Source organism: Paenarthrobacter sp. 10N417 (assembly GCF_056394745.1).
In genome coordinates, this window is sequence record NZ_JBFTIL010000021.1 from 115,954 (window position 1) to 136,205 (window position 20,252).

The 20,252-nt window shown below is 62.5% G+C and carries 21 protein-coding genes; 9 read left to right on the forward strand and 12 right to left on the reverse strand.

Annotated elements, in window-relative coordinates:
• Positions 1–47: 47 nt before the first annotated feature.
• The 7 genes from AC1DCM_RS21530 to AC1DCM_RS21560 form a co-directional block, all read right to left on the reverse strand.
• Positions 48–269: an NF038396 family protein gene (locus AC1DCM_RS21530; protein ID WP_477519656.1), complete on the reverse strand. Its 222-nt coding sequence runs from the start codon at positions 267–269 to the stop codon at positions 48–50.
• A gap of 10 nt (positions 270–279) precedes the next feature.
• Positions 280–879: a dihydrofolate reductase gene (locus AC1DCM_RS21535; protein ID WP_477519657.1), complete on the reverse strand. Its 600-nt coding sequence runs from the start codon at positions 877–879 to the stop codon at positions 280–282.
• A complete protein-coding gene (locus tag AC1DCM_RS21540; RefSeq protein WP_477519658.1) occupies positions 876–1,679 on the reverse strand; it encodes a thymidylate synthase in 804 nt (267 codons plus the stop codon). Before AC1DCM_RS21540 ends, AC1DCM_RS21535 begins: the two co-directional genes overlap by 4 nt.
• 88 nt (positions 1,680–1,767) lie before the next feature.
• Positions 1,768–2,736 carry an NUDIX hydrolase gene (locus AC1DCM_RS21545; protein WP_477519659.1) on the reverse strand — a complete coding sequence of 323 codons (969 nt, stop codon included), beginning with the start codon at positions 2,734–2,736 and terminating at the stop codon, positions 1,768–1,770.
• A gap of 9 nt (positions 2,737–2,745) precedes the next feature.
• Positions 2,746–4,995, reverse strand: a complete 2,250-nt coding sequence (locus tag AC1DCM_RS21550; RefSeq protein WP_442004037.1) for an RNA degradosome polyphosphate kinase — start codon at positions 4,993–4,995, stop codon at positions 2,746–2,748.
• Positions 4,996–5,099: 104 nt separating this feature from the next.
• On the reverse strand, positions 5,100–6,080 hold the full coding sequence (gene mshD / locus AC1DCM_RS21555) for a mycothiol synthase (protein ID WP_477519660.1): 981 nt from the start codon (positions 6,078–6,080) through the stop codon (positions 5,100–5,102).
• A gap of 238 nt (positions 6,081–6,318) precedes the next feature.
• The gene (locus tag AC1DCM_RS21560) at positions 6,319–7,017 is read right to left on the reverse strand and encodes a winged helix-turn-helix transcriptional regulator (RefSeq protein WP_216925061.1); all 699 of its coding nucleotides are present in this window, start codon (positions 7,015–7,017) and stop codon (positions 6,319–6,321) included.
• A gap of 262 nt (positions 7,018–7,279) precedes the next feature.
• Here AC1DCM_RS21560 and AC1DCM_RS21565 point away from each other — a divergent pair, with 262 nt between their 5' ends.
• From AC1DCM_RS21565 to AC1DCM_RS21595, 7 genes are all read left to right on the forward strand, one after another.
• A complete protein-coding gene (locus tag AC1DCM_RS21565; protein ID WP_431115973.1) occupies positions 7,280–8,014 on the forward strand; it encodes a permease in 735 nt (244 codons plus the stop codon).
• A gap of 167 nt (positions 8,015–8,181) precedes the next feature.
• Complete coding sequence (locus AC1DCM_RS21570) at positions 8,182–8,781, forward strand: nitrobindin family protein (RefSeq protein ID WP_477519661.1); 600 nt, start codon at positions 8,182–8,184, stop codon at positions 8,779–8,781.
• A 56-nt stretch (positions 8,782–8,837) separates the two neighbouring features.
• On the forward strand, positions 8,838–9,560 hold the full coding sequence (locus AC1DCM_RS21575; protein ID WP_477519662.1) for a flavodoxin family protein: 723 nt from the start codon (positions 8,838–8,840) through the stop codon (positions 9,558–9,560).
• A gap of 57 nt (positions 9,561–9,617) precedes the next feature.
• Positions 9,618–10,703 carry a CAF17-like 4Fe-4S cluster assembly/insertion protein YgfZ gene (ygfZ, locus tag AC1DCM_RS21580; RefSeq protein WP_477519663.1) on the forward strand — a complete coding sequence of 362 codons (1,086 nt, stop codon included), beginning with the start codon at positions 9,618–9,620 and terminating at the stop codon, positions 10,701–10,703.
• Positions 10,700–11,134, forward strand: a complete 435-nt coding sequence (locus tag AC1DCM_RS21585; RefSeq protein WP_477519664.1) for an ankyrin repeat domain-containing protein — start codon at positions 10,700–10,702, stop codon at positions 11,132–11,134. The genes ygfZ and AC1DCM_RS21585 overlap by 4 nt, the downstream gene beginning before the upstream one ends.
• Positions 11,135–11,244: 110 nt before the next feature.
• Positions 11,245–11,874: a PadR family transcriptional regulator gene (locus tag AC1DCM_RS21590; RefSeq protein WP_477519665.1), complete on the forward strand. Its 630-nt coding sequence runs from the start codon at positions 11,245–11,247 to the stop codon at positions 11,872–11,874.
• Positions 11,858–13,372, forward strand: coding sequence for a DHA2 family efflux MFS transporter permease subunit (locus AC1DCM_RS21595; protein ID WP_477519666.1), 1,515 nt, complete (start codon positions 11,858–11,860; stop codon positions 13,370–13,372). The genes AC1DCM_RS21590 and AC1DCM_RS21595 overlap by 17 nt, the downstream gene beginning before the upstream one ends.
• 105 nt (positions 13,373–13,477) lie before the next feature.
• Here AC1DCM_RS21595 and AC1DCM_RS21600 read toward each other — a convergent pair whose 3' ends face one another.
• The 5 genes from AC1DCM_RS21600 to AC1DCM_RS21620 all read right to left on the reverse strand — a co-directional run bounded on the left by AC1DCM_RS21600 (position 13,478) and on the right by AC1DCM_RS21620 (position 17,776).
• Entirely contained in the window at positions 13,478–14,227 is a 750-nt protein-coding gene (locus tag AC1DCM_RS21600) for a GNAT family N-acetyltransferase (RefSeq protein WP_477519667.1), read from the reverse strand.
• A 17-nt stretch (positions 14,228–14,244) separates the two neighbouring features.
• Positions 14,245–15,270 (reverse strand): ATP-dependent 6-phosphofructokinase, encoded by a 1,026-nt coding sequence (locus tag AC1DCM_RS21605; RefSeq protein ID WP_223934019.1) that lies wholly within the window; start codon positions 15,268–15,270, stop codon positions 14,245–14,247.
• A 207-nt stretch (positions 15,271–15,477) separates the two neighbouring features.
• On the reverse strand, positions 15,478–15,726 hold the full coding sequence (locus AC1DCM_RS21610) for a PspC domain-containing protein (protein WP_216925069.1): 249 nt from the start codon (positions 15,724–15,726) through the stop codon (positions 15,478–15,480).
• A gap of 63 nt (positions 15,727–15,789) precedes the next feature.
• Positions 15,790–16,182, reverse strand: coding sequence for a hypothetical protein (locus AC1DCM_RS21615; RefSeq protein ID WP_477519668.1), 393 nt, complete (start codon positions 16,180–16,182; stop codon positions 15,790–15,792).
• Between the two features lies 1 nt (position 16,183).
• On the reverse strand, positions 16,184–17,776 hold the full coding sequence (locus tag AC1DCM_RS21620) for a PspC domain-containing protein (protein ID WP_477519669.1): 1,593 nt from the start codon (positions 17,774–17,776) through the stop codon (positions 16,184–16,186).
• Between the two features lie 125 nt (positions 17,777–17,901).
• Here AC1DCM_RS21620 and AC1DCM_RS21625 point away from each other — a divergent pair, with 125 nt between their 5' ends.
• Positions 17,902–19,470, forward strand: coding sequence for an ATP-binding protein (locus tag AC1DCM_RS21625; RefSeq protein WP_477519670.1), 1,569 nt, complete (start codon positions 17,902–17,904; stop codon positions 19,468–19,470).
• On the forward strand, positions 19,467–20,141 hold the full coding sequence (locus AC1DCM_RS21630; RefSeq protein ID WP_477519671.1) for a LuxR C-terminal-related transcriptional regulator: 675 nt from the start codon (positions 19,467–19,469) through the stop codon (positions 20,139–20,141). The genes AC1DCM_RS21625 and AC1DCM_RS21630 overlap by 4 nt, the downstream gene beginning before the upstream one ends.
• Positions 20,142–20,252: the final 111 nt, after the last annotated feature.

Here is a 20,252-nt window from a genome sequence, read left to right on the forward strand (position 1 = left end):
CGACGCCGGCACTCGCCCACAGCGGCAGGCAAGCCGGCACGCAGAGCCTAGCTCCCTGCGTCGGGCTCCTGCAGCAGGACGGCTTTGCGCTTGCGCAAGGCAAAGAACGCGCCGAAAGTGAAGACCTGCGTGACGACGATCAAGACGATGATGCCAACGATGCGGTTGCCGCCAAGAATCATGGTCAGCCCCACAATGGCTGAGATCAGCGCGAAAAGCGGCAGCAGCATGAAACCAAGCACGAACAAAGTTTCGGGTTTCTTCAGCATGCGGGCGTTCCTAGCTTTCCGTCCGGCGCCACGTGGTGAACCGGTATTGTGTGCCGTTCTTGGCGGCCAGCCAACCTTCGGCCGGCGCGGCAGTATCAAAGGTCCAGTCGTCGCCGAGTTCAGGCGCGAAGGTATCGCCGTCGAAGTCGGCATCGATGATGGTGACGACGGCAACGTTGGCAATTCCCATCGACTGTTCAAAAATCTGGCCGCCGCCGATGATCCAAACCTTCTGGCCACCGGGTGCGAACTGGGATTCCAGCAAGGCTGCGTCCAGCGAGGAAACCACGACGGCGCCCTCGGCCTCAGGCGTAGAAGCCCACTCCGGGTGGCGGGTCACCACAATGTTGGTGCGCCCGGGCAGAGGCCGGTACTTGTCCGGGAACGATTCCCAGGTCTTGCGGCCCATGATGACGGGGTGTCCCGTGGTCAGCTGGCTGAAGTGCTTGAGGTCTTCGGGGAGGTGCCACGGCATGGAGCCGTCCTTGCCAATCACACCGGATGTGGTCTGGGCCCAGATCATGCCGATGCCGGTCATTTTGGCCGCGGTTTCCTGGGTGAAGATGACGCTGGGAAGCTGGGAAGGAGCGTCGGATGGAGGAGTGCTCATACCGCGATCGGCGCCTTGATGGTGGGGTGGTGCCGATAGCCAACAACTTCAAAGTCATCCAGCGTGTAGTCGAAGATGGAGTCCGGCTTGCGCAGGATTTTCAGCTGCGGATACTCGTACGGTTCTCGGGTGAGCTGCTCGGTGACCTGCTCCACGTGGTTGTCGTAAACATGGACGTCACCGCCTGTCCAGACAAACTCGCCAGGCTCAAGGCCCAACTGCTGGGCAACCATGCACGTCAGCAAAGCATAGGAGGCGATGTTGAACGGGACTCCCAGGAAAGTGTCTGCAGAGCGCTGGTACAGCTGGCAGGATAACTTGCCATCGGCTACATAGAACTGGAAGAACGCATGGCAGGGCGGCAGCGCCATGTCCTTGAGCTCGGCCACGTTCCAGGCGGAGACGATGTGTCGCCGGGAATCCGGGTTGGCGGCCAGGTTGGCCATGAGCTCGGAGATTTGGTCGATGTGCCCACCGTCGGGCGTGGGCCAGCTGCGCCACTGCACACCGTACACGGGGCCGAGTTCGCCGTCGGCATCCGCCCATTCGTCCCAGATGGAAACGCCTTGGTCCTGCATCCACTTCACGTTCGAATCGCCGCGAAGGAACCACAGGAGCTCCACTGCCACGGATTTGAAGTGGACCCGCTTGGTGGTGATGAGCGGGAAGCTTTCGCTGAGGTCGAAGCGCAATTGGCGGCCGAAGACGCTTCGCGTTCCGGTTCCGGTGCGGTCCGACTTGTGCGTGCCGTTGGCCATGACGTCGCGCAGGAGGTCTTCATACGGGGTGGGGATGCTCACGAGTCCAGCTTACTGGTTTCGACCATGCGGGCCCTCAGTAGATCGATGAGTGTCTCGTCACCGATCCCGGCGCGACGTCTGTTCGTGGTCAGTCGTCGAAAGGCTTGACCTGTTCCACGGACACAATCTTCCGCTCGGAGCCCCTGGCCACCTGGCAGACGATGACCTCGCCCGGGGAAAGGAACGGATCGGACGTGGGCAGCAAGCCCCGCAAAGCCGCGGACATGTGCTGGCCTAATTGGTTCAACACGGTGGGCAACGCCGGGCGATGCGTGCAAAGAGCGATTGGCACCTGCTTATCGAACAGGGCCTCCACCGTGGCGGCAGTTTTCTTGGGTGACCGGTTGTGGTGGTGCTCAGTGAGGGCTTCAACCAGCTTTACCTTCGCTCCGCTTGCCTTTGCGTAGGGGGCAATGGTTGCTACGCATCGGGTCCACGGGCTGGTAACTATCCGTTGCGGCTTCCACACTTCCAACAGGCGCTGGACGGCCGCGGCCTGGCGCAGCCCAGTAGCGGCCAGCGGACGTTCCCCCTCGGCCTTGGTCCAGGAGGACCTGGGCTTTGCCTTTGCATGGCGGATCAATACGAGCGGCCATGTATCGAGTTCGCCCCGGATGTGTGCCTTCTCGAGGTACTCGAGGGGCTCCACATCCGTGCGGTTGCTGAGGAAGGATGCAGCCCTGTCCGGGCTGCACCACATGACGCTGTCTACTTCCTTGCCGTCGGGGCGAAGCTGTTCGCCGTTGACCCGCATGGCCCAGTAGTGCACGACTTTCAAGCCGGCAGTGACATGGTAATGAATGGGTGGCAACGGCACGCCGAGCGAACTGTTAAGGCCGATCTCCTCATGCACTTCACGGACGGCACACTGCGGAACTGTTTCGCCGTCGTCGAGCTTTCCTTTGGGCCAGGACCAATCGTCGTAGCGGGGCCTGTGGATCAGGAGCACCTCAAGGGCACCCTTCTGAATCCGCCAAGGAATGGCGCCGGCCGCAACAACGGCCACCCGTTCACCGGGGTGGTCCGTCTGATCCGCCACGGGGGTATCGCTTTTCAACTGGTTCCCTTACCGCCGGGCCGCTGCACGCTGGCGTGACCGGGAAGCAAGGAGCCAGGACTGCATGTCCAGCAGGGGCTTTCCTTCCTCGTCAAGGTGGTGCCTGGTCCAGTGACCTTGGTTGTCCAAGTGCCAACTCGCCGTTGCATCGTCCACGTAACGGTTCATGAGGTCCACCACGGTTGCGGTGTCTTCCTTGCTGGCCAACTGGACGAGTGCCTCAACACGTCGGTCCAGGTTGCGGTGCATCATGTCTGCGGATCCGATGTACACCACGGGATCCCCACCGTTGGCAAAAGCAAAGACGCGGGAGTGTTCCAGGAATCGGCCGAGGATGGAGCGGACCGTGATGTTTTCGCTCAGGCCAGGTACGCCTGGCCGGAGGGAGCAGATGCCGCGGACCACCACGTCCACCCTCACGCCGGCCTGTGAGGCACGGTAGAGGGCGTCGATGATGGCTTCGTCCACCATGGAATTGACCTTGATCTGGACACGGGCAGGAACGCCGGCGCGGGCGTTGCGGATCTCCGCTTCGATCCTTTCGATCAGGCCGGCACGTACGGAACGCGGCGCCACGAGCAGGCGTTTGAACGTGGACTTCGGCGCGTATCCGGACAGCTGGTTGAACAGCTTGGACAGGTCTTCGCCCACTTGCTCGTTGGCGGTGAGCAAGCCGAGGTCCTCGTAGTAGCGTGCCGTCCGGGGGTGGTAGTTGCCCGTACCGATGTGGCAATAGCGTCGTAGGCCGTCCACTTCCTGCCGAACCACCAGGGACAACTTGCAGTGGGTCTTCAGGCCCACAATGCCGTACACAACGTGCACGCCAGCCTGTTCCAGCTTCCGGGCCCAGGAGATGTTTGCCTGCTCATCAAAGCGGGCCTTGATCTCCACCAGCGCCAGAACCTGCTTGCCCGCCTCTGCGGCGTCGATCAAGGCGTCAACGATCGGGGAGTCACCGGACGTCCTGTACAGGGTCTGCTTGATGGCCTGGACCTTGGGGTCCGCCGCCGCTTGCTCCAGGAATGCCTGAACCGAGGTGGAGAACGAGTCGTACGGGTGGTGGAGCAGGATGTCGCGGCGGCGCATGGCGGCAAACACGTTGGCCGCCTTGGACGTTTCGGATTCGTTGAGATACCGGGACGTGTGCGGAACATGCTTGGGGTAGTGGAGGTCAGGGCGGTCAATGGCGCTGATCGCAGAGAGACCACGGAGGTCCAGGGGTGCGGGTACGGAGTAAACCTCGGACTCTTCCACGCCGAGTTCCCGGATAAGCAGAGCCTTGATGTTCGGGTTGATGTCCGTGGTGACTTCGAGGCGCACAGGAGGACCGAAACGGCGGCGCAGGAGTTCCTTCTCCAACGCCTGGAGGAGGTTCTCGGCGTCGTCTTCTTCTACCTCGAGGTCCTCGTTGCGGGTGACGCGGAAGGTGTGGTGCTCAAGGACTTCCATGCCGGGGAAGAGCTTGTCCAGGTGAACTGCGATGACTTCTTCCAACGCGATGAAGCGGGCAACGCGGCCAGGGATGGCACCTGCGCGCGGACCGTCTACGGAAATCAGGCGGGGCAGCTGGTCCGGAACCTTCACACGGGCGAAGAGTTCTTTGTCGCTGATGGGGTTGCTGACAATCACCGCAAGGTTCAGCGAGAGGCCGGAAATGTAGGGGAAGGGGTGCGCGGGATCCACGGCCAGCGGCGTCAGGATGGGAAAGACCTTCTCCTGGAACATAATGCTGATCCGGTGGCGGGCGTCTTCATCCAATTCATTCCAGTGCATGATGTGGATGTGCTCGTAGGCCAGGGCAGGACGGATCTGCTCGGCGAAGACACGCGCGTGGCGTTCCTGGAGCTTGTGCGCCTCCTCGCCGATCTGCTCCAGCACCTCGATGGGGCTCAAGCCCGCAGGGGAGGGAACAGCAAGTCCGGTGGCGATGCGCCGCTTCAAACCGGCAACCCGGACCATGAAGAACTCGTCGAGGTTGGAGGCAAAGATCGACAGGAAATTCACGCGTTCCAGGAGGAAGAGGTCCGGATCCTCTGCGAGCTCCAAAACGCGGGAGTTGAATGCCAGCCAGCTGAGCTCACGATCCAGGAAACGGTCAGGCGAGATGTCGCCTTCGGGTTCCAGGCTCGGCGCAAATTCCGGGATGTCAATGCGGTCCTGGGTGGCTCGTGAAGCCGGGACTTCCGATGATCCGAAGCGTGGGGGCAGTGTGGCGCCCTTCGAAGTGGATCCGGCGGTGCCGACGGGGTCCGGCTGCATGGGGGTTCTCCTAAGCTCAGGACGGGGTTTCCTCCCACATTACAAGCAATTTCAGTGCCCGAATCCAAGAAGTCCCGGGCTTTCCTTGCAGCGGGATGCTGAGGTTAATTCTTGGTTAAAGGTCCATACATCACATCGGTGTCCCAGCGGACGAAGCCAAGCTTCTGATATAGGGACACGGCGGCCTTGTTGTCGGCATCGACATAGAGCATGACGGCGTGCAGGTCCTTGTCCTGCAGATACCTGATTCCGGCCACGGTGAGTGCCTTGCCCAAGCCCAGGCCCTGCGCTTCAGGCGTGACACCCACCACGTAAACCTCGCCGATGGCGGGATGCGGTCCCTGTCGTGGGTGAACCTTGGTCCAGTGGTACCCCAGCAGTTCGCCTTCATCATTGACGGCCAGAAGGAAGCCTGCCGGATCAAACCAATCTTCGGCCTGGCGGGCCTCAAGATCGGCCCGTGTCATCGAACCCTGCTCAGGATGATGCGAGAATGCCGCGCGGTTGGCCGCCAGCCAGGCTTCCTCGTCCTGTCCCGGCACGAAGGTGCGCAGTGAGACTCCGTCTGGAAGACCGACGTCGGGCAGTGCGGACGTGGAGGACATCAGCCGCATTTTCCACAGTTCCCGCACAGGACCGTAGCCGAAGCGCGTGGCCAGCTCCGCCGCGCCCTCATGGTTGCCATGGGACCAAGCGCTTAACCCGTCAAAACCGCGTTTGCCCTCCAGCGCCTCCAGCAGGCGGCCCGCCACGCCCTGATTGCGGTAGCTCGGGTGGACAGCCAGTTCAAGGACACCCGTTGTTCCTGACGGGCCGGGCGCTTCAACGACGACGGCGATTCCCGCCAGATCTTCTCCCGTCGCCGGATCTGAATCCTCATCCGGGGCGTAAAGGGCAAGCGACAAGACAGAGTGATCCCCGGCATCGGCGCCACGCAGCATCACCAGTGTCTGTTCGGACAGGGGAGGGTTGCCGTCCGATTCCTCGGCCGCCGCTGCGAGGGTCCTGAAGTCCTTGAGGAGTTCGGGATCGAGGGCGCCGGTGACGAGCAGTACTGGCCAGTTCTCGGGGTGCGCGTGACTCATGATGCAAGGCTATACGTCCCGGGCAAGCACTGTAATTTGAAGTCCCCCTGAAACGCCTGTAGTCTCGTTATCTCGTTCGGCTTTGTAGTCAACACAGGGGGGATCCACCAGTGGGGTGGCCTCGATACGTTCGACCCGTATGTCCTCCACGGAAATTGGAAGAGGCCAGGATTCATGTGAATCCTGGCCTCTTCTTTTTCGTCTCTGCAGTGGACTCGCCTCTGCCGTGGACGCGGGCTTACGCTTCCGAAAGTTCGTCATCCGGCAGCCTGACCAACGTCAGGCGATAACCGACGTTGCGGACCGTGCTGATGAGATTCTCGTGGTCAACACCGAGCTTGGCGCGGAGGCGTCGGATGTGCACGTCTACGGTGCGGGTGCCACCGTAGTAGTCGTAGCCCCAGACTTCGGTCAGCAGCTGCTGGCGGGTAAACACGCGTCCCGGGTGCTGGGCGAGGTACTTGAGGAGCTCGAATTCCTTGAACGTCAGGTTCAGGGGTTGGCCGCTGACCCGGGCGGTATAGCTCGCTTCGTCAATAACGACGCCGGCAGCGCGGATCTCCGTCTGGGTTTCCTCTTCGCCTGGCACAGCCCGGGCCATGGCCAGACGGATCCTGGCTTCGACCTCAGCAGGGCCGGCAGAGTCCAACACGATGTCATCGACTGACCAGGCAGAGGAAACGGCAGCCATGCCGCCCTCGGTAAGAATCAGCATGAGCGGGGCGCTAAGTCCGGTGGCCTTCAGGAGTTGCGTCAGCGAGCGTGCCCCCACCAGGTCCTTGCGGGCATCCAGGAACACGATGTCCGTGGGATCGGTTTCGAGCAGCGCGGTCGGTTCTGCCGGGAGAATGTGAACGCGGTGGTTGAGCAGCTCAAGGGCAGGCAGAATGTCCACCGAAGAGCCGGTGCTGTTCGTCAGGAGCAGGATGTGCGACATAGTTCCTCCAATGGGCTGTACGCGCATCATCGGGCGTCGAAACCGGAGTTTCACCGGCCGGTCACGGCAGCTGGCAAGCCTTTGCCCGTTGTAACGGGATGAAGGCAAACAGTGTGCGCCGTTGAAGTCCGAGTATACCCACCCGAGCCCCGCCAGTCAGGGATTCGTGACGGGCTGCCACCGGAATTACGACATATTCGCCCGCCATAAGGCAGGATTGTCGGGAGGTCGTAAGGCGCATCGAATTGAGGTCGGGCACACAGTGAAGTCTTGGAGCATCGGGGTATTCGGACTCGTGGCGCTCGCAGCCATCGTGGCCAGCACCTTCGTTTCCCGGGAAGCCATGGTGGGCGTTGGCATCGTGGCGTCCGCGGCTGTAGGGCTTGGTTGGCCGCATTTCCTTGCAGTTCCGGCCAAGAAGACCCTGGCCTCCGTCATTGCCTTGGCCGGTGCCGGGTCCGCAGTGACGGCAGCTTACATGCCCGCTCCCGGATTCCTGGATGGTACCCCCGCGTTCATTGCCTTGGGGGTCATGGCCGTGTTCATCATCCAGCTCGTGCGGGGAACGGGACAGGCACAGCGCCTGGAATCCACGCTCGGCTGTTGTGCCGGCGTCCTGCTGAATTGCCTCGGTGCAGGATGGATTGCGGGCGCCCGGTTCAACGGCGTCAAGGAAATGGTCCTCGTTGCCGGGCTGAGTGCGGCGGTGGCACTCCTGGTAGGCGTCATTCGATGGCCGGACCGGATCGTGGCTCCCCTTGGCATCGTCATGGCCGGTCTTATGGGCCCTTTGGCCGGACTTGTTTTTTCCGATATCGCCGTCCTGCCTGCTGCCCTGGTGGGCGTCGTGGTCGGGTCGGTCCTCGTTTGCTTCCGGCGCATGACCACTCTCAGGCGCGGGCGGCTCAATATTCCCGCCGCAGTGGGAATGGGTGTGGCACCGGTTTGGGCTGTCGGAGCCTTGGCCTACTTCATAGACAAACTACTCATCTACTAACGGTTAGGATTGCATCATGTCTGTACTCGCATTTGAAATCTTCTTCCTCGTTCTCCTTGGCCTGGCAAGCATTGCCATGGCGTGGTTTGCGGGTTTCGTTGTTTACCGCCTTTTCAAGGGCCAGAAGTAAAGCCTTCTGATCCTGCAGTCCAAAAGAGGTAGTCGTTGTGCCTATTGAGATTCCAACAGACCTGACGCCTGAACTTGTCCCGCTTTCCTGGCTCATTGGTGAGTGGGAAGGCCGCGGCCGGCTCGGCAGTGGTGATGAGGATTCGGAGCATTTCGTCCAGCACGTTTCCTTTACCCATAACGGTTTGCCGTACCTGCAGTACAGGGCCGAGACCTGGATCAGCGACGACGCTGGCACAAAGTTGCGCCCGCTGACCGTTGAAACCGGGTTCTGGGCCTTGGAACGCAAGCTCCAGGAAGGCGACGGCGGTCCCGGACTTATCCCGGCGGATATTGTGCCTGTGCTCAAGACCGCAGATGAGGTCGAAGAACGCCGGAACAAAGAAGGCGGCTTCGATATCTCCGTGTCGATTGCCCACCCCGGCGGAATCACCGAGCTCTACTACGGCCAGATCAAGGGACCGCAGATCCAGCTCACCACGGATATGGTGATGCGCGGGAGCCACTCCAAGGAGTACACCGCCGCAACAAGGATCTTTGGCCTGGTGGACGGCAATCTCCTGTGGCGCTGGGACGTTGCCGCCAACGGCAAGGCACTGGAAGCACACGCTTCTGCATTCCTGCACAGGGTTTCCTGACGCCCGGCACGAGGTGTCACTGAACGTTCCACACGCAACGAGCAAAGGAGCAGATAGTGAATAACCACCTCAAGCCGGGAGGCTACGAGGGACTCAAGGCCGTGTTCTTCAACGGCACCTTGAAACCCTCGCCGCAGCTCAGCAACACCGATGGGTTGATTCGGATCAGCCGCGACATCATGGAAAAGCAGGGTGTCACTACCCGCCTCATCCGTACCGTTGACCACGATATCGCCACCGGCGTCTACCCGGACATGCGGGAGCACGGCTGGAAAACCGATGAATGGCCTGAGATCTATCCGTTGGTCGCTGAGGCCGACATCGTGGTCGTGGCAGGTCCCATCTGGCTGGGCGATAACTCTTCCCAGACCAAGAAGCTCATTGAGCGTCTGTACGCACACTCGGGCGAACTCACTGACAAGGGCCAGTGGGCGTTCTACCCGAAAGTGGGTGGGTGCCTCATCACCGGCAATGAAGATGGCATCAAGCACTGTTCCATGAACGTCCTGTACAGCCTCCAACACGTAGGCTTCACTATCCCGCCGCAGGCCGACGCCGGCTGGATCGGCCCCGTCGGCCCAGGGCCCAGCTACCTGGACGAAGGGTCCGGTGGTCCGGAGAGTGACTTTACCAACAGGAACACCACGTTCATGTCCTGGAACTTGATGCACCTGGCCCGCCTCCTCAGGGATGCAGGTGGCATCCCTGCCTATGGCAACCTTCCGCAGGAATGGAAAGCCGGCACACGATTCGATTTCGAGAACCCGGAATACCGCTGATTCCGGAATACCACCGAGTTCCGGAATACCACTGAGCCGCAAGGACTTCTACTACATATGACTTACAAGAGCCCCCTGTTGTCGCGCCCTGGCGCTGTCGAAGACACCGGCCTGGATGCCGGCGTCGCGGCCCACTACGGCGAGCCGCTGCGGGAGCAACGCGCCCTGGCAACCGGAACCGCCGTCGTGGATCTTTCGCACCGGGGCGTGGTGACCGTGTCCGGACCGGACCGCCTCAGCTGGCTCAACACGCTTTCTTCGCAGCAAGTGACCAACCTCCAGCCGCGGGTAGGCAGCGAATTATTGTTGCTCAGTGTCCAGGGCCGCATCGAGTTCGATGCCCGGGTTCTTGACGACGGTGAAACCACCTGGCTGATCGTGGAGTCCGCAGAAGCGGCACCCTTGGCCGAGTGGTTGAACAAGATGAAATTCATGCTGCGCGTGGAGATCGCGGATGTCTCCGGTGACTGGGCTGTCCTTGGCGCCACGAAGCGCATGGAGAAGCTGGCCGGCTCCTTGGTTTGGGAAGATCCGTGGCCGCATGTAGGCCCGGGCGGCTATTCCTACAGCACTGTCCCGGAGGAGTCGCACCCTGGGCTCGAACGCCCATGGTTCGAATATCTCGTCCCGGCGGCAGACTTGGAATCCGTGGTCGAAGGCCTGCCCCTGGCTGGCTCCATGGCCGCCGATGCCCTGCGGATTGCCGCATGGCGGCCGCGTCTCGGTGCGGAGACTGATGATAAGACCATTCCGCATGAGCTGGACCTTATTCGTACTTCAGTTCACCTGAGCAAGGGCTGCTACAAGGGCCAGGAGACCATCGCGCGCGTTCACAATCTCGGCCACCCGCCGCGGCGCCTCGTCTTCCTGCAGCTGGACGGCTCGCAGCACACGCTTCCGGCCGTTGGCAGTGTCGTATTTGCGGGGGAGCGCAAGGTGGGTACTCTGACATCTGTGGCGCAGCACTTCGAGATGGGCCCCGTCGCTTTGGCTGTCATCAAGCGCTCCGTTCCGGCTGATGAAACCTTGACAGTCATTGACGGCGAGGAGCCTTACATCGCAGCCCAGGAAGTGATCGTCGCCCCCGACGCCGGCCAGGTCGTCGGGCGCCAAACCGGATTCCTGAAGGGACCCCACCGATGAGCCAACCGAGTCACAGCACTGGATCCGAAGCCGAGTCTGACAACACCGATAGGGACGCCGACGACGAAGCAGTCGCCTTGGCCCATGCGCTCTTCGATGCCGCCCGCGAAGGCAACACCGGGATGCTTCGGAGCTACCTGAACGCCGGTGCCCCGGCCACGCTCACCAACGCGTCCGGTGATTCCCTGTTGATGCTTGCTGCCTACCACGGGCATGAGGAAACCGTGCAGTTGATTCTGCACCACGGCGCTGATGTGAATACCCCCAATGACCGTGGTCAGACCCCGCTTGCCGGGGCGGTATTCAAGGGATACACAGGCGTCGCCCGGGCGCTGCTGGACGCAGGAGCAGACCCCGACGCCGGAACTCCCACCGCGCGCGAAGCGGCCAGTATGTTTGCCCGGACCGAAATATTGGCCCTTCTCGGCTAAGGGGCGAATGGTTCGGAGAAGCCCGGTTGCTACGGCAGCCGGGCTTTCTTGCGTCTATATATTCCACGTGGAATAGTTGTAGTGGAATATATGTGAGAAAGGTTTCTGCCGTGCCGAAAGCTGCTGACTTAACGCCTCTTGGCGTGGCATCCTTGGCGCTCCTGGCTGAAAAGCCCATGCATCCTTACGAGATGTTTCAAGTACTGATGGCCCGTCATGAGGATCGGCTCGTTAAGGTCCGGCCGGGCACGCTTTACCACGCAGTGGGCCGTTTGGAGGCTAACGGACTGGTTGAGGCTACCGGAACGGAGCGCGAAGGCAACCGTCCTGAACGCACCACCTACCGCATCACCCTGGCCGGTCATGATGCCTTGGACGCGGGAGTTAAAGCCATGCTCTCCACGCCCGTCAATGACTACCCGGTGTTTCCGCACGCCATTGCTGAAGCGCACCACCTCCCCAAAGAGGTGGTGGCAGGCCTCCTTGAACAGCGGCTCGGAGCACTCGGCGCCGACCTCGACTTCCTCGTCAGCGCGGAAACAGCGGTCAGGGCGAAGGGCCTTGACCGCAAGTACTGGCTCGACATCACCTACCAACAAGCATTACGTCGCACGGAGATCGCGTGGATCCGCGGCCTCCTCGAGGAGTTGGGCAGCGGAATCCTGCCCTGGGGCGAACCGGAGCCAACTCCATCCGAACTTTCACACCAGCCGAAGGAATCCCTTGGAAAACGTAGCTAAGCCGTGGCCCGCGCTATGGTCACTCGTCATAGGCTTCTTCATGATCCTTATCGACACCACCATCGTGTCGGTCGCGAATCCGCGGATCATGCAGGGCCTCAACACCGATATCAATGCCGTCATCTGGGTTACCAGCGCATACCTCCTGGCGTATGCAGTGCCCCTTCTCATCACCGGCAGGTTGGGTGACCGTTTCGGGCCGAAGAACCTGTACTTGATCGGCCTGGTGGTCTTCACCTTGGCTTCGCTGTGGTGCGGCCTCTCCAGCGACGTCACCATGCTGATCGCCGCCCGCGCAGTCCAAGGACTCGGCGCGGCCATGATGACGCCCCAGACCATGGCAGTCATCACACGTATTTTTCCTCCGGACCGTCGGGGCGCCGCCATGGGACTCTGGGGAGCGACAGCCGGCATGGCTGTTCTCGTAGGCCCTATTCTGGGCGGTGTGCTGGTGGACGGACTGGGGTGGGAGTGGATCTTCTTCGTCAACGTCCCTATTGGAATTGTCGCTTTCGTCATGGTCACGCGTTTCGTTCCAAAGCTGACTACGCACAGCCATTCATTCGACGTCGCGGGCGTGGTGCTCTCCGCCGTCGGTATGTTTCTTTTGGTCTTCGGCATCCAGGAGGGCCAAACCTACAAGTGGGGAACGGTCACCGGCGCCGTCACCGTGTGGGGCTTGATCATCGCAGGGCTCGTCGTCCTGGTGCTCTTCGTCTTCTGGCAGTGGCTACTGGGCAGGCGAGGCGGGGAACCGCTGCTGCCGCTTGCTTTGTTCAAGGACCGCAATTTCTCCCTGGGCAACACCACCATCATGGTTGTCGGCTTCACAGTGACGGCGTTCCCGCTGCCGACCATCTTCTACTACCAGGTGGTGCGGGGCCTGACCCCCACCCAATCAGCGCTGCTCATGATTCCCATGGCAGTGATCTCCGGCGGCCTGGCACCGGTCGTGGGTAAGCTGATCGATCGAGCCAACCCGCGCTGGTTCGCGTCCTTCGGCCTCGTTTGCCTCGCAGGAGCGCTCTTCTGGACAGCTTCACTCTTGCGGCCGGATACTCCCATTTGGATGTTCCTGCTTCCCAGCGCCCTCCAGGGTGTTGCCAATGGCTTCATTTGGGGGCCGGTATCCAATGCGACCACCCGAAACCTTGAGCCACGCCAAGCGGGCGCAGGTTCGGGCGTGTTCAACACCACCCGACAGATCGGGGCAGTCCTTGGATCTGCGGCCATTGCCGCCCTGATCCAGGCCCGGCTTGCGGCCGAGTTGCCCGCGGCGCCGGCAGGAGCCCCGGCCAACGAAGCTTCCATGAACGGTGCCCTGCCAGAGGCGCTGCATGCAGGATTCTCGACGGCGATGAGCCAGTCGATCGTGCTGCCCGCCTGTGCGATTCTCCTCGGAGCAGTGGTGGCTATGTTCTTCGCGAAGCCAAAGTCCGTTGAAGGATGGGGCGGTGCTGCTGCAAAAGAGGCTCCGCAGGAAACTGTCCGGAAGTAGCGCGGCAAACGGCGGGGACCAGCCCATTCTTGGGCTGGTCCTGACCCGGACAGGGGCAGGATCTGTGCCAGCCAAGACGGAAAACTGCGCCGGTTCGGTTCTTTGTTAGCCGAGCAGCACGCTCGCATGGAGTCCGCCAGTGGCGAATCCCAAGCTACGGGCCATCGCGAGCGCGCTGCTGTTGCTGACATCGGCCTTCCACTGGAGCGTCAGCCCCGCGGCCAGGGCCTCGTGGGCAGCAATCGATGCAGCCAGCGTTCCCAGGCCCCGCCGGCGCCAGGGCGGTGCTACCAGGACGCCCATGTTGGCCAGGATTCCCTCCCACTCGGAGTAGGCCCCACAGGCCACGGGAGTGGGCTGCTCTTCTTCGGGGTGCATGATGGTGAAGCGGTGCTCCAGGGCTTGCAGGCCCACTTCGTTGACGTCATCCGGGGGGCACAGACCTTCCAGCGCGATCGCCTCCGGATTGCCTCTGGAGACCGTGAGGTCTTCGGAGGGTTGATTGAGCGGGAGGTCGTCGGCAAAGAACAAGGCTGAGGACCCGAGGCCATGTCCACCGTGCGACCGCGTGAGGGTCAACAGCGTCACATGCTGGGCAAGCTCGGTGTCTGGAATTCCAGCGGCTGCGTCGAGGACCCATTGTGGTCCCACCAACGCCGAGGCACCAAAAAGGCGCAGGAAAACAACCGCCCGCGCCGATTCATCGAGGCGGGTGATGCGGTCTGAGGGGTCGCTCGGGTCCACCGCAGAAGTGGTGGCCCGGGCAGCAGCAGCGGCGAAAGCGTCGTCGTCGAACCCCAAATGGCGAGCCCACGCCAGCTGGATAATGGCAGCGGACGTGGGCTCAAGAGTCATGGATTCAGCCTAGCCGACTAGCCGAAGAGCACACTCGCTTCGTCGTAGCGGTGCTGGGGAACGGTCTTGAGCTTACCCAGCGCTTCTTCAAAACCAACGTGGGAGATGTCTGTCCCCTTCAGGGCCACCATGGTGCCCCAACGGCCCTCCACCACTGAATCGATGGCTGCCATGCCCAGGCGGGTTGCAAGGACGCGGTCATAGGCAGTTGGTACGCCGCCACGCTGGATATGGCCAAGAATGGTGGCGCGGGTCTCTATGCCTGTGCGTGCTTCGATTTCCGGCGCGAGCTGGTCGGCGATTCCACCCAGTCGGGGTCGGCCAAAAGTGTCCAGTCCGCGTTCGGAGTGGGGAGATTCCATGTGGTCCGGAACGAAGCCCTCTGCTACCACCACCAGCGGCGCGCGGCCACGGTCGTGGGCTTCCTGGACCCATTCGGTGATCTGCTCGATGCTGACCGTCTGTTCCGGGATAAGGATGGCGTGTGCACCAGCGGCCATTCCGGCGTGCAGGGCGATCCAGCCGACGTGACGGCCCATGACCTCGGCGATCATGCAGCGGTGGTGGGACTCACCCGTGGTGCGGAGGCGGTCGATTGCTTCGGTGGCGATTTCAACCGCTGTATCGAAGCCGAAGGTGTAGTCCGTTGCGTCGAGGTCGTTGTCCACGGTCTTGGGGACACCAACAATTTTGAGTCCGGCATCAGTGAGCCGTTTTGCTGCCGCCAGAGTACCTTCGCCGCCGATTGCGATGATGGCGTCAATGCCCAGGCGTTCCATGTGGGCCTTGATGACGTCCGGGCCACCACCATTTTCAAACGGGTTGGTACGTGAGGTGCCCAGGATGGTGCCGCCCTGCTTGGCGATACCGCGGACCAAGGTGCGGGGGATGTCGATGACATCACCTTCCACAACGCCGCGCCAACCGTCCTTGAAACCCACGAACTCCTGGCCGTGGATTGCGATCCCCTTCAGGACCGCTCCCCGGATTACTGCATTGAGTCCGGGGCAGTCGCCACCGCTGGTAAGAATGCCAATTTTCATGTTTGCTCACTCATGGCTTGGAGGAATACGTCTGGAGCGCCACGCTGAGCTCCCAACGATTGTAGACGTCGATGTGGGGTGGGACACAAATGGTTACTTTTGACCCCGGCCGTGCGGTATTGGAAATCTCCCTGAAAACAACGAAAGCGCCCCGCTGCGGCGGGGCGCTTTGTGTCGCTGACGTCGAAGTTGCCGATCGTTGCGCGCCTAACGGGAACGCTGGCTGATGAATGACTCCAGCGCGATCCTGTTCTTCTGGTCCGGCAGGATGAGCCAGGCGAGGATATAGAACACCGCCGCTGGTCCTGGCAAGAGGCAGAAGAGCAGGAAAGCCACGCGGACATATGCCACATCCACCCTGAGCTTCGCGGCAATGCCACCACAGACGCCACCCAGCCAGCGCTGGGGTCCACGCTTCAGGCCGAAGCCCCTGACGATGCTGAAGAACTTGTCCATGGCTACAGACTTCCTTGTTGTGGTTGCTTTGTCACGTAAGTACCTGTCTCGATCTGTGGGCAGCTACTCGGCAGGAGTCTTTGATTTGCCCGCACTCCTGCGGGCGGCAAGGAGTCCTCCGATGACCAGGGCTGCGCCCGCGCCGATCATGAGGCCGATCAGTACATAGGTGCCGTCCAGCACCACCCAACCAAGGGTGGAGATGACCAACAAAGCGGCCAGGGCAATCACAATCAACCCCCACACCACGGTGCCGATCCGCGCCTGCTGCGGTTCGTCGTCGTCGATGGTCCGTTCCACCCGATAGGCGGGCTCAAGCGATGGCGTGAGCGGTATTGGCTGGAGTCGTGGTGAGGGTGCCGGTTCCTTGGCGAGCGGAGTGGTGTCCACCGGGTTCTTGGCATCACTGCTGTTTTCCCCTGCTTCGCGTGCCTTGCTTGGCTCGTTCGTGCTCATGTCAGTTTCCTTCCTGGATGGTCACGTTGCTGAATGTGCCGTCGATCTCCACCACGAGGTTGGCTCCCGGCTTTTCGGCGTTGTAGACCGTTCGCTCGTCCTGGAGGCGGCCGCCGCGGTCCGAGCCGTGTTCGTTCAGGTTGCCGAAGGTCATATCCGCCCTGACCTCAACGGGTACGTCCTTCGGGATGATGACGGTGACGTTGCTGAAGGTGGCGTCCACGGGAACCACGATTTCGGTGGTCAGTGGAGGCATCAGGGCGAGGTCGTCCAGGTTCACTGTTCCCTTGCCGCCGGTGACGTCGACTCCCTGCCGGGCCTGCTCGATGCTTACTGGTGCCCAGTTCACGTCATGGAAGGTGAAGCGATCACCATTCCTTGGGACAACGTTGAAGATTCCACCGATGATCAGGGCCACTACTGCCAGGAAACCGAGGAAACCGGAGGTCCGTCCCCGCAAGCCTGCAAAGAGGATGCCCAAACCCAGTACGGCTGCGCCCGTTGCCCACACGACGGCGTTGGCTGCGGTGCCGAGCTCGATGATGTTGCCGGCGTCCAGCGCTTTCAAGGTGCCGCCAACCAGCAGTGCCACACCCGCAGTAACCGCTACTATCGCTGGCCCGGGACCCTTGCGCCTGGCGCGCGGCGGCTTGGGTTCACCGTTGTGGGGCTGACCGCTAAAAGGCTGGCCGCCCTGCGGAGGAGTGGGTCCGTAGGGAGGAGTGCGGCCGTAGGGAGGCCGCGGACCTGATGGCTCGTAGGGGCCAGCCGCACGATCCTGCGGCTTTGTGCCTGGCTGGCCTTGACCGTACACCGGCACGCCGCTGTTGGTCCCGGTAGGAGTGCTGGTCCCGGCAACAGGGCTTGTCCCGGTGGCTGTTGGGGTTCCGTAGGCCGTGGGGGCTCCGTAGGCGGTGCCCGTTGCGTAGGAAGTGCCCGTTCCGTAAGAAGTGGCCGCGAAGTTCTGCTGGTTCATGGGCCGGGCTGCCTTCGGTCCTTTGTTGCGTTGTACCAGGTAGTAGATGAGGTAGATGACGCCGCCCACCCAGAAGAGCGTCCACAGCACGCCCGGAAGGCCGTTCCAGCCCCAGCCCCAGAATCCGCGACCCAGGCCGGGCAGGCCGATGATCGTGGTGATCAAGGCACCCGTCATGCCGCCTGACCAACGCCCGGCGGCTGCTTCCTGAACGTGGATGCGGCCGTCAGGTTCAGGCAGCAACGCCCACGCCAGGCCGTAGAGCAGGACGCCAATGCCGGCGAAGAGTGCCAGGACGATGAAGATGCCCCGAACAATCAGGGGATCGATGCCGAACCGGTGCGCAACTCCGCTGGAGACGCCACCGATCCAGCGGTCCGGCCCGCGGCGGACACCCTGGCTGCGGATCCAGTCGAAGAAGTTCTGCTGCTGTGCAGTATGGGGTGCAGCGGGACCGGTACCGGATGAAGGATAGGAGTGGGTGGACGGTTCCCCGGGGGCGCCGGCGGAGGGACCCGCCGATGCGCCGGCGGAAGTGCCGGCGTTGGCGTCGGGATCGGGTGTGCCGGCATTGCCAGGCGTTCCGGATCCCTCTGGGTTCATGCTGTTCGCGTTCATACTTCGATCCTGCCGTCCCGGGTACCCTGCCCTCTACTGGGGGATACCCTGAATGATCCCTGAGGGACCCCCGAAGAACGCCGGATTCAGGTCCGGGCAACCCTGATCCGTGTTTGGATTGGTACATGACAACCGCTGTACAACGCCCGCCGCTGGTCCGCAGCAGCGACCGCATGATCGCCGGCGTCTGCAGCGGATTGGCCGACCATTTGGGCTGGCCCGTGAAGTATGTCCGGCTGGGCATGGTCCTTGCCTGCTTCGCCGGTGGAGCGGGGCTGGCCTTCTACGCGTGGCTCTGGACCATGGTTCCCACCGCGGATGAGAGCGCGCGCCGCAATGCCCGCCGGCCGGCGTCGCCTATTGCTCCTGCAGTCAGCCTTCCCCCCGACGTCACTGCCGTGCCGCATGCGCCCAAAGCGCCCGACGCCGGACCCGCACCAGCAGTGGCCGGCATTCCAGCGGTGAGTGGAAACCTTCCGGTACGGGATATTGCAACTGGCGTAGGTGCACTGCCTGGGCGCCCACCGTTCGATGCGACAACTACTGGCAGCAGCACGGCAGCTCCGGCCGGCGGTTGGACCGAACCGGGAAGCCGGGCGTTACCAGTTTCCCGGTTTAACTTTCGGCGGATCCAGTACGGCAAGGAGATTCTGCTCGGCGCCGGCCTGCTCCTGGTGGCGGCGATCCTGATTGCACGCCAGTTCGGCGTCGATGTGCCCTTGGGAACGCTGATTCCCGCAGCTGCCATTCTGGGCGGCGCGGCGATCGCATGGATGCAACTCGACGAGACCCGCAGGGCCGGCTTGGTGGACAAGACCAGGGCCGACCAGGCGGGTGGCTGGGTCCGCCTGGCGGCTGGCCTTGCGCTGGTGGTGGCCGGGGTCCTGGTCATGGTGTCCGGATCGGGATCCTGGGAGCAGACCTGGCTGGCGCTCCTGGCGTCCATTGCTGTCCTCGGCGGCGTTGCCTTGGTCCTGCTGCCGTGGGGACTGAAGTTCTGGAAGGACCTCGAGACTGAACGGGCGGGCCGCGTACGGGAAACCGAGCGCGCGGAGATCGCAGCCCACCTGCACGATTCAGTGTTGCAAACCCTTGCGCTGATCCAGCGCAGGGCAGGCTCGGAGCAGGACGTTGTTCGGCTGGCGAGGGCGCAGGAACGTGAACTTCGGTCCTGGCTCTTCACTGATGCCGCCAAGGATGCCGGGCTGCTGGCCGAGCGGATCAAAGCCGTGGCCGCCGAAGTCGAGGATGCCCACGGCCAGGCCGTGGAGGTGGTAACCGTGGGCGACGCCGACATGACGGACAGGCACGAGGCACTGGTCCAGGCAGCCCGGGAAGCCATGCTCAATGCGGCCCGGCACGCTGGCGGAACAGTATCCGTCTACATGGAGAGCACAGCAGGCAGCACCGAGGTCTTCATCAAGGACCGCGGTCCGGGATTTGACCTGGAAGCGGTCCCCGACGACAGGCTGGGCGTCAAGGAATCAATTATCGGCCGCATGAAGCGTCACGGAGGCACGGCAACCATCAACAGCAGCAGGGACGGAACCGAAGTGCGGCTGGCCCTCCCTTCGCTCAACGCCGATGGCGGCGATAGGCGCACTGGAGATGTGCGCACCGGGGAGCGGACTGGGGATGTGCGCAGTACTGACATACGGAACCGTGAAGTACGGAACGGAGAACCACGGCAATGAACAACACTTCCCAAAGCGGTGAGCCGCGCAGTGTGCGTGTGGTGATCGTTGATGACCACACGATCTTCCGTTCCGGGCTGAAGGCGGATCTCGATCACCGCATGGACGTCGTGGGCGAGGCGGGCACAGTCGAGGAGGCCATCGCTGTCATTGCGGAAACCCGGCCCGAGGTTGTCCTCCTGGACGTCCACCTTCCCGGCGGCCTGGGCGGCGGAGGGCGCGAGGTCATTGCGGGGTCCGCTGCGCTCCTGGGCACCACCAGCTTCCTGGCACTCAGTGTTTCAGACGCAGCCGAGGACGTAGTGGCAGTGATCCGGGCTGGTGCCCGAGGCTACGTCACCAAGACGATTTCCGGTGCCGGGATTTCCGATGCCGTGATCCGAGTGGCCGATGGCGACGCCGTCTTCTCACCCCGGCTTGCTGGTTTCGTGCTGGACGCCTTTGGCACTGCACCGGCGGACATCGCGGACGACGAATTGGACCGCCTCTCGGCGCGCGAGCTGGAAGTGATGCGACTCATCGCGCGCGGATACAGCTACAAGGAAGTGGCCAAGGAGCTGTTCATTTCCATCAAGACCGTGGAGACGCATGTGTCCGCCGTGCTCCGGAAACTGCAGCTCTCCAGTCGACACGCACTCACCAAGTGGGCCGCCGAGCGCCGCCTCCTCTGACCTTCTCTCACATCCGCCGGCCTTCTGACGGATCCTTTCTCACATCCGCCGGCCTTTTGACGGATCCTCTCCCACATCCTGCTGCTTAAACGGAAATGCTCCTGCACCAAT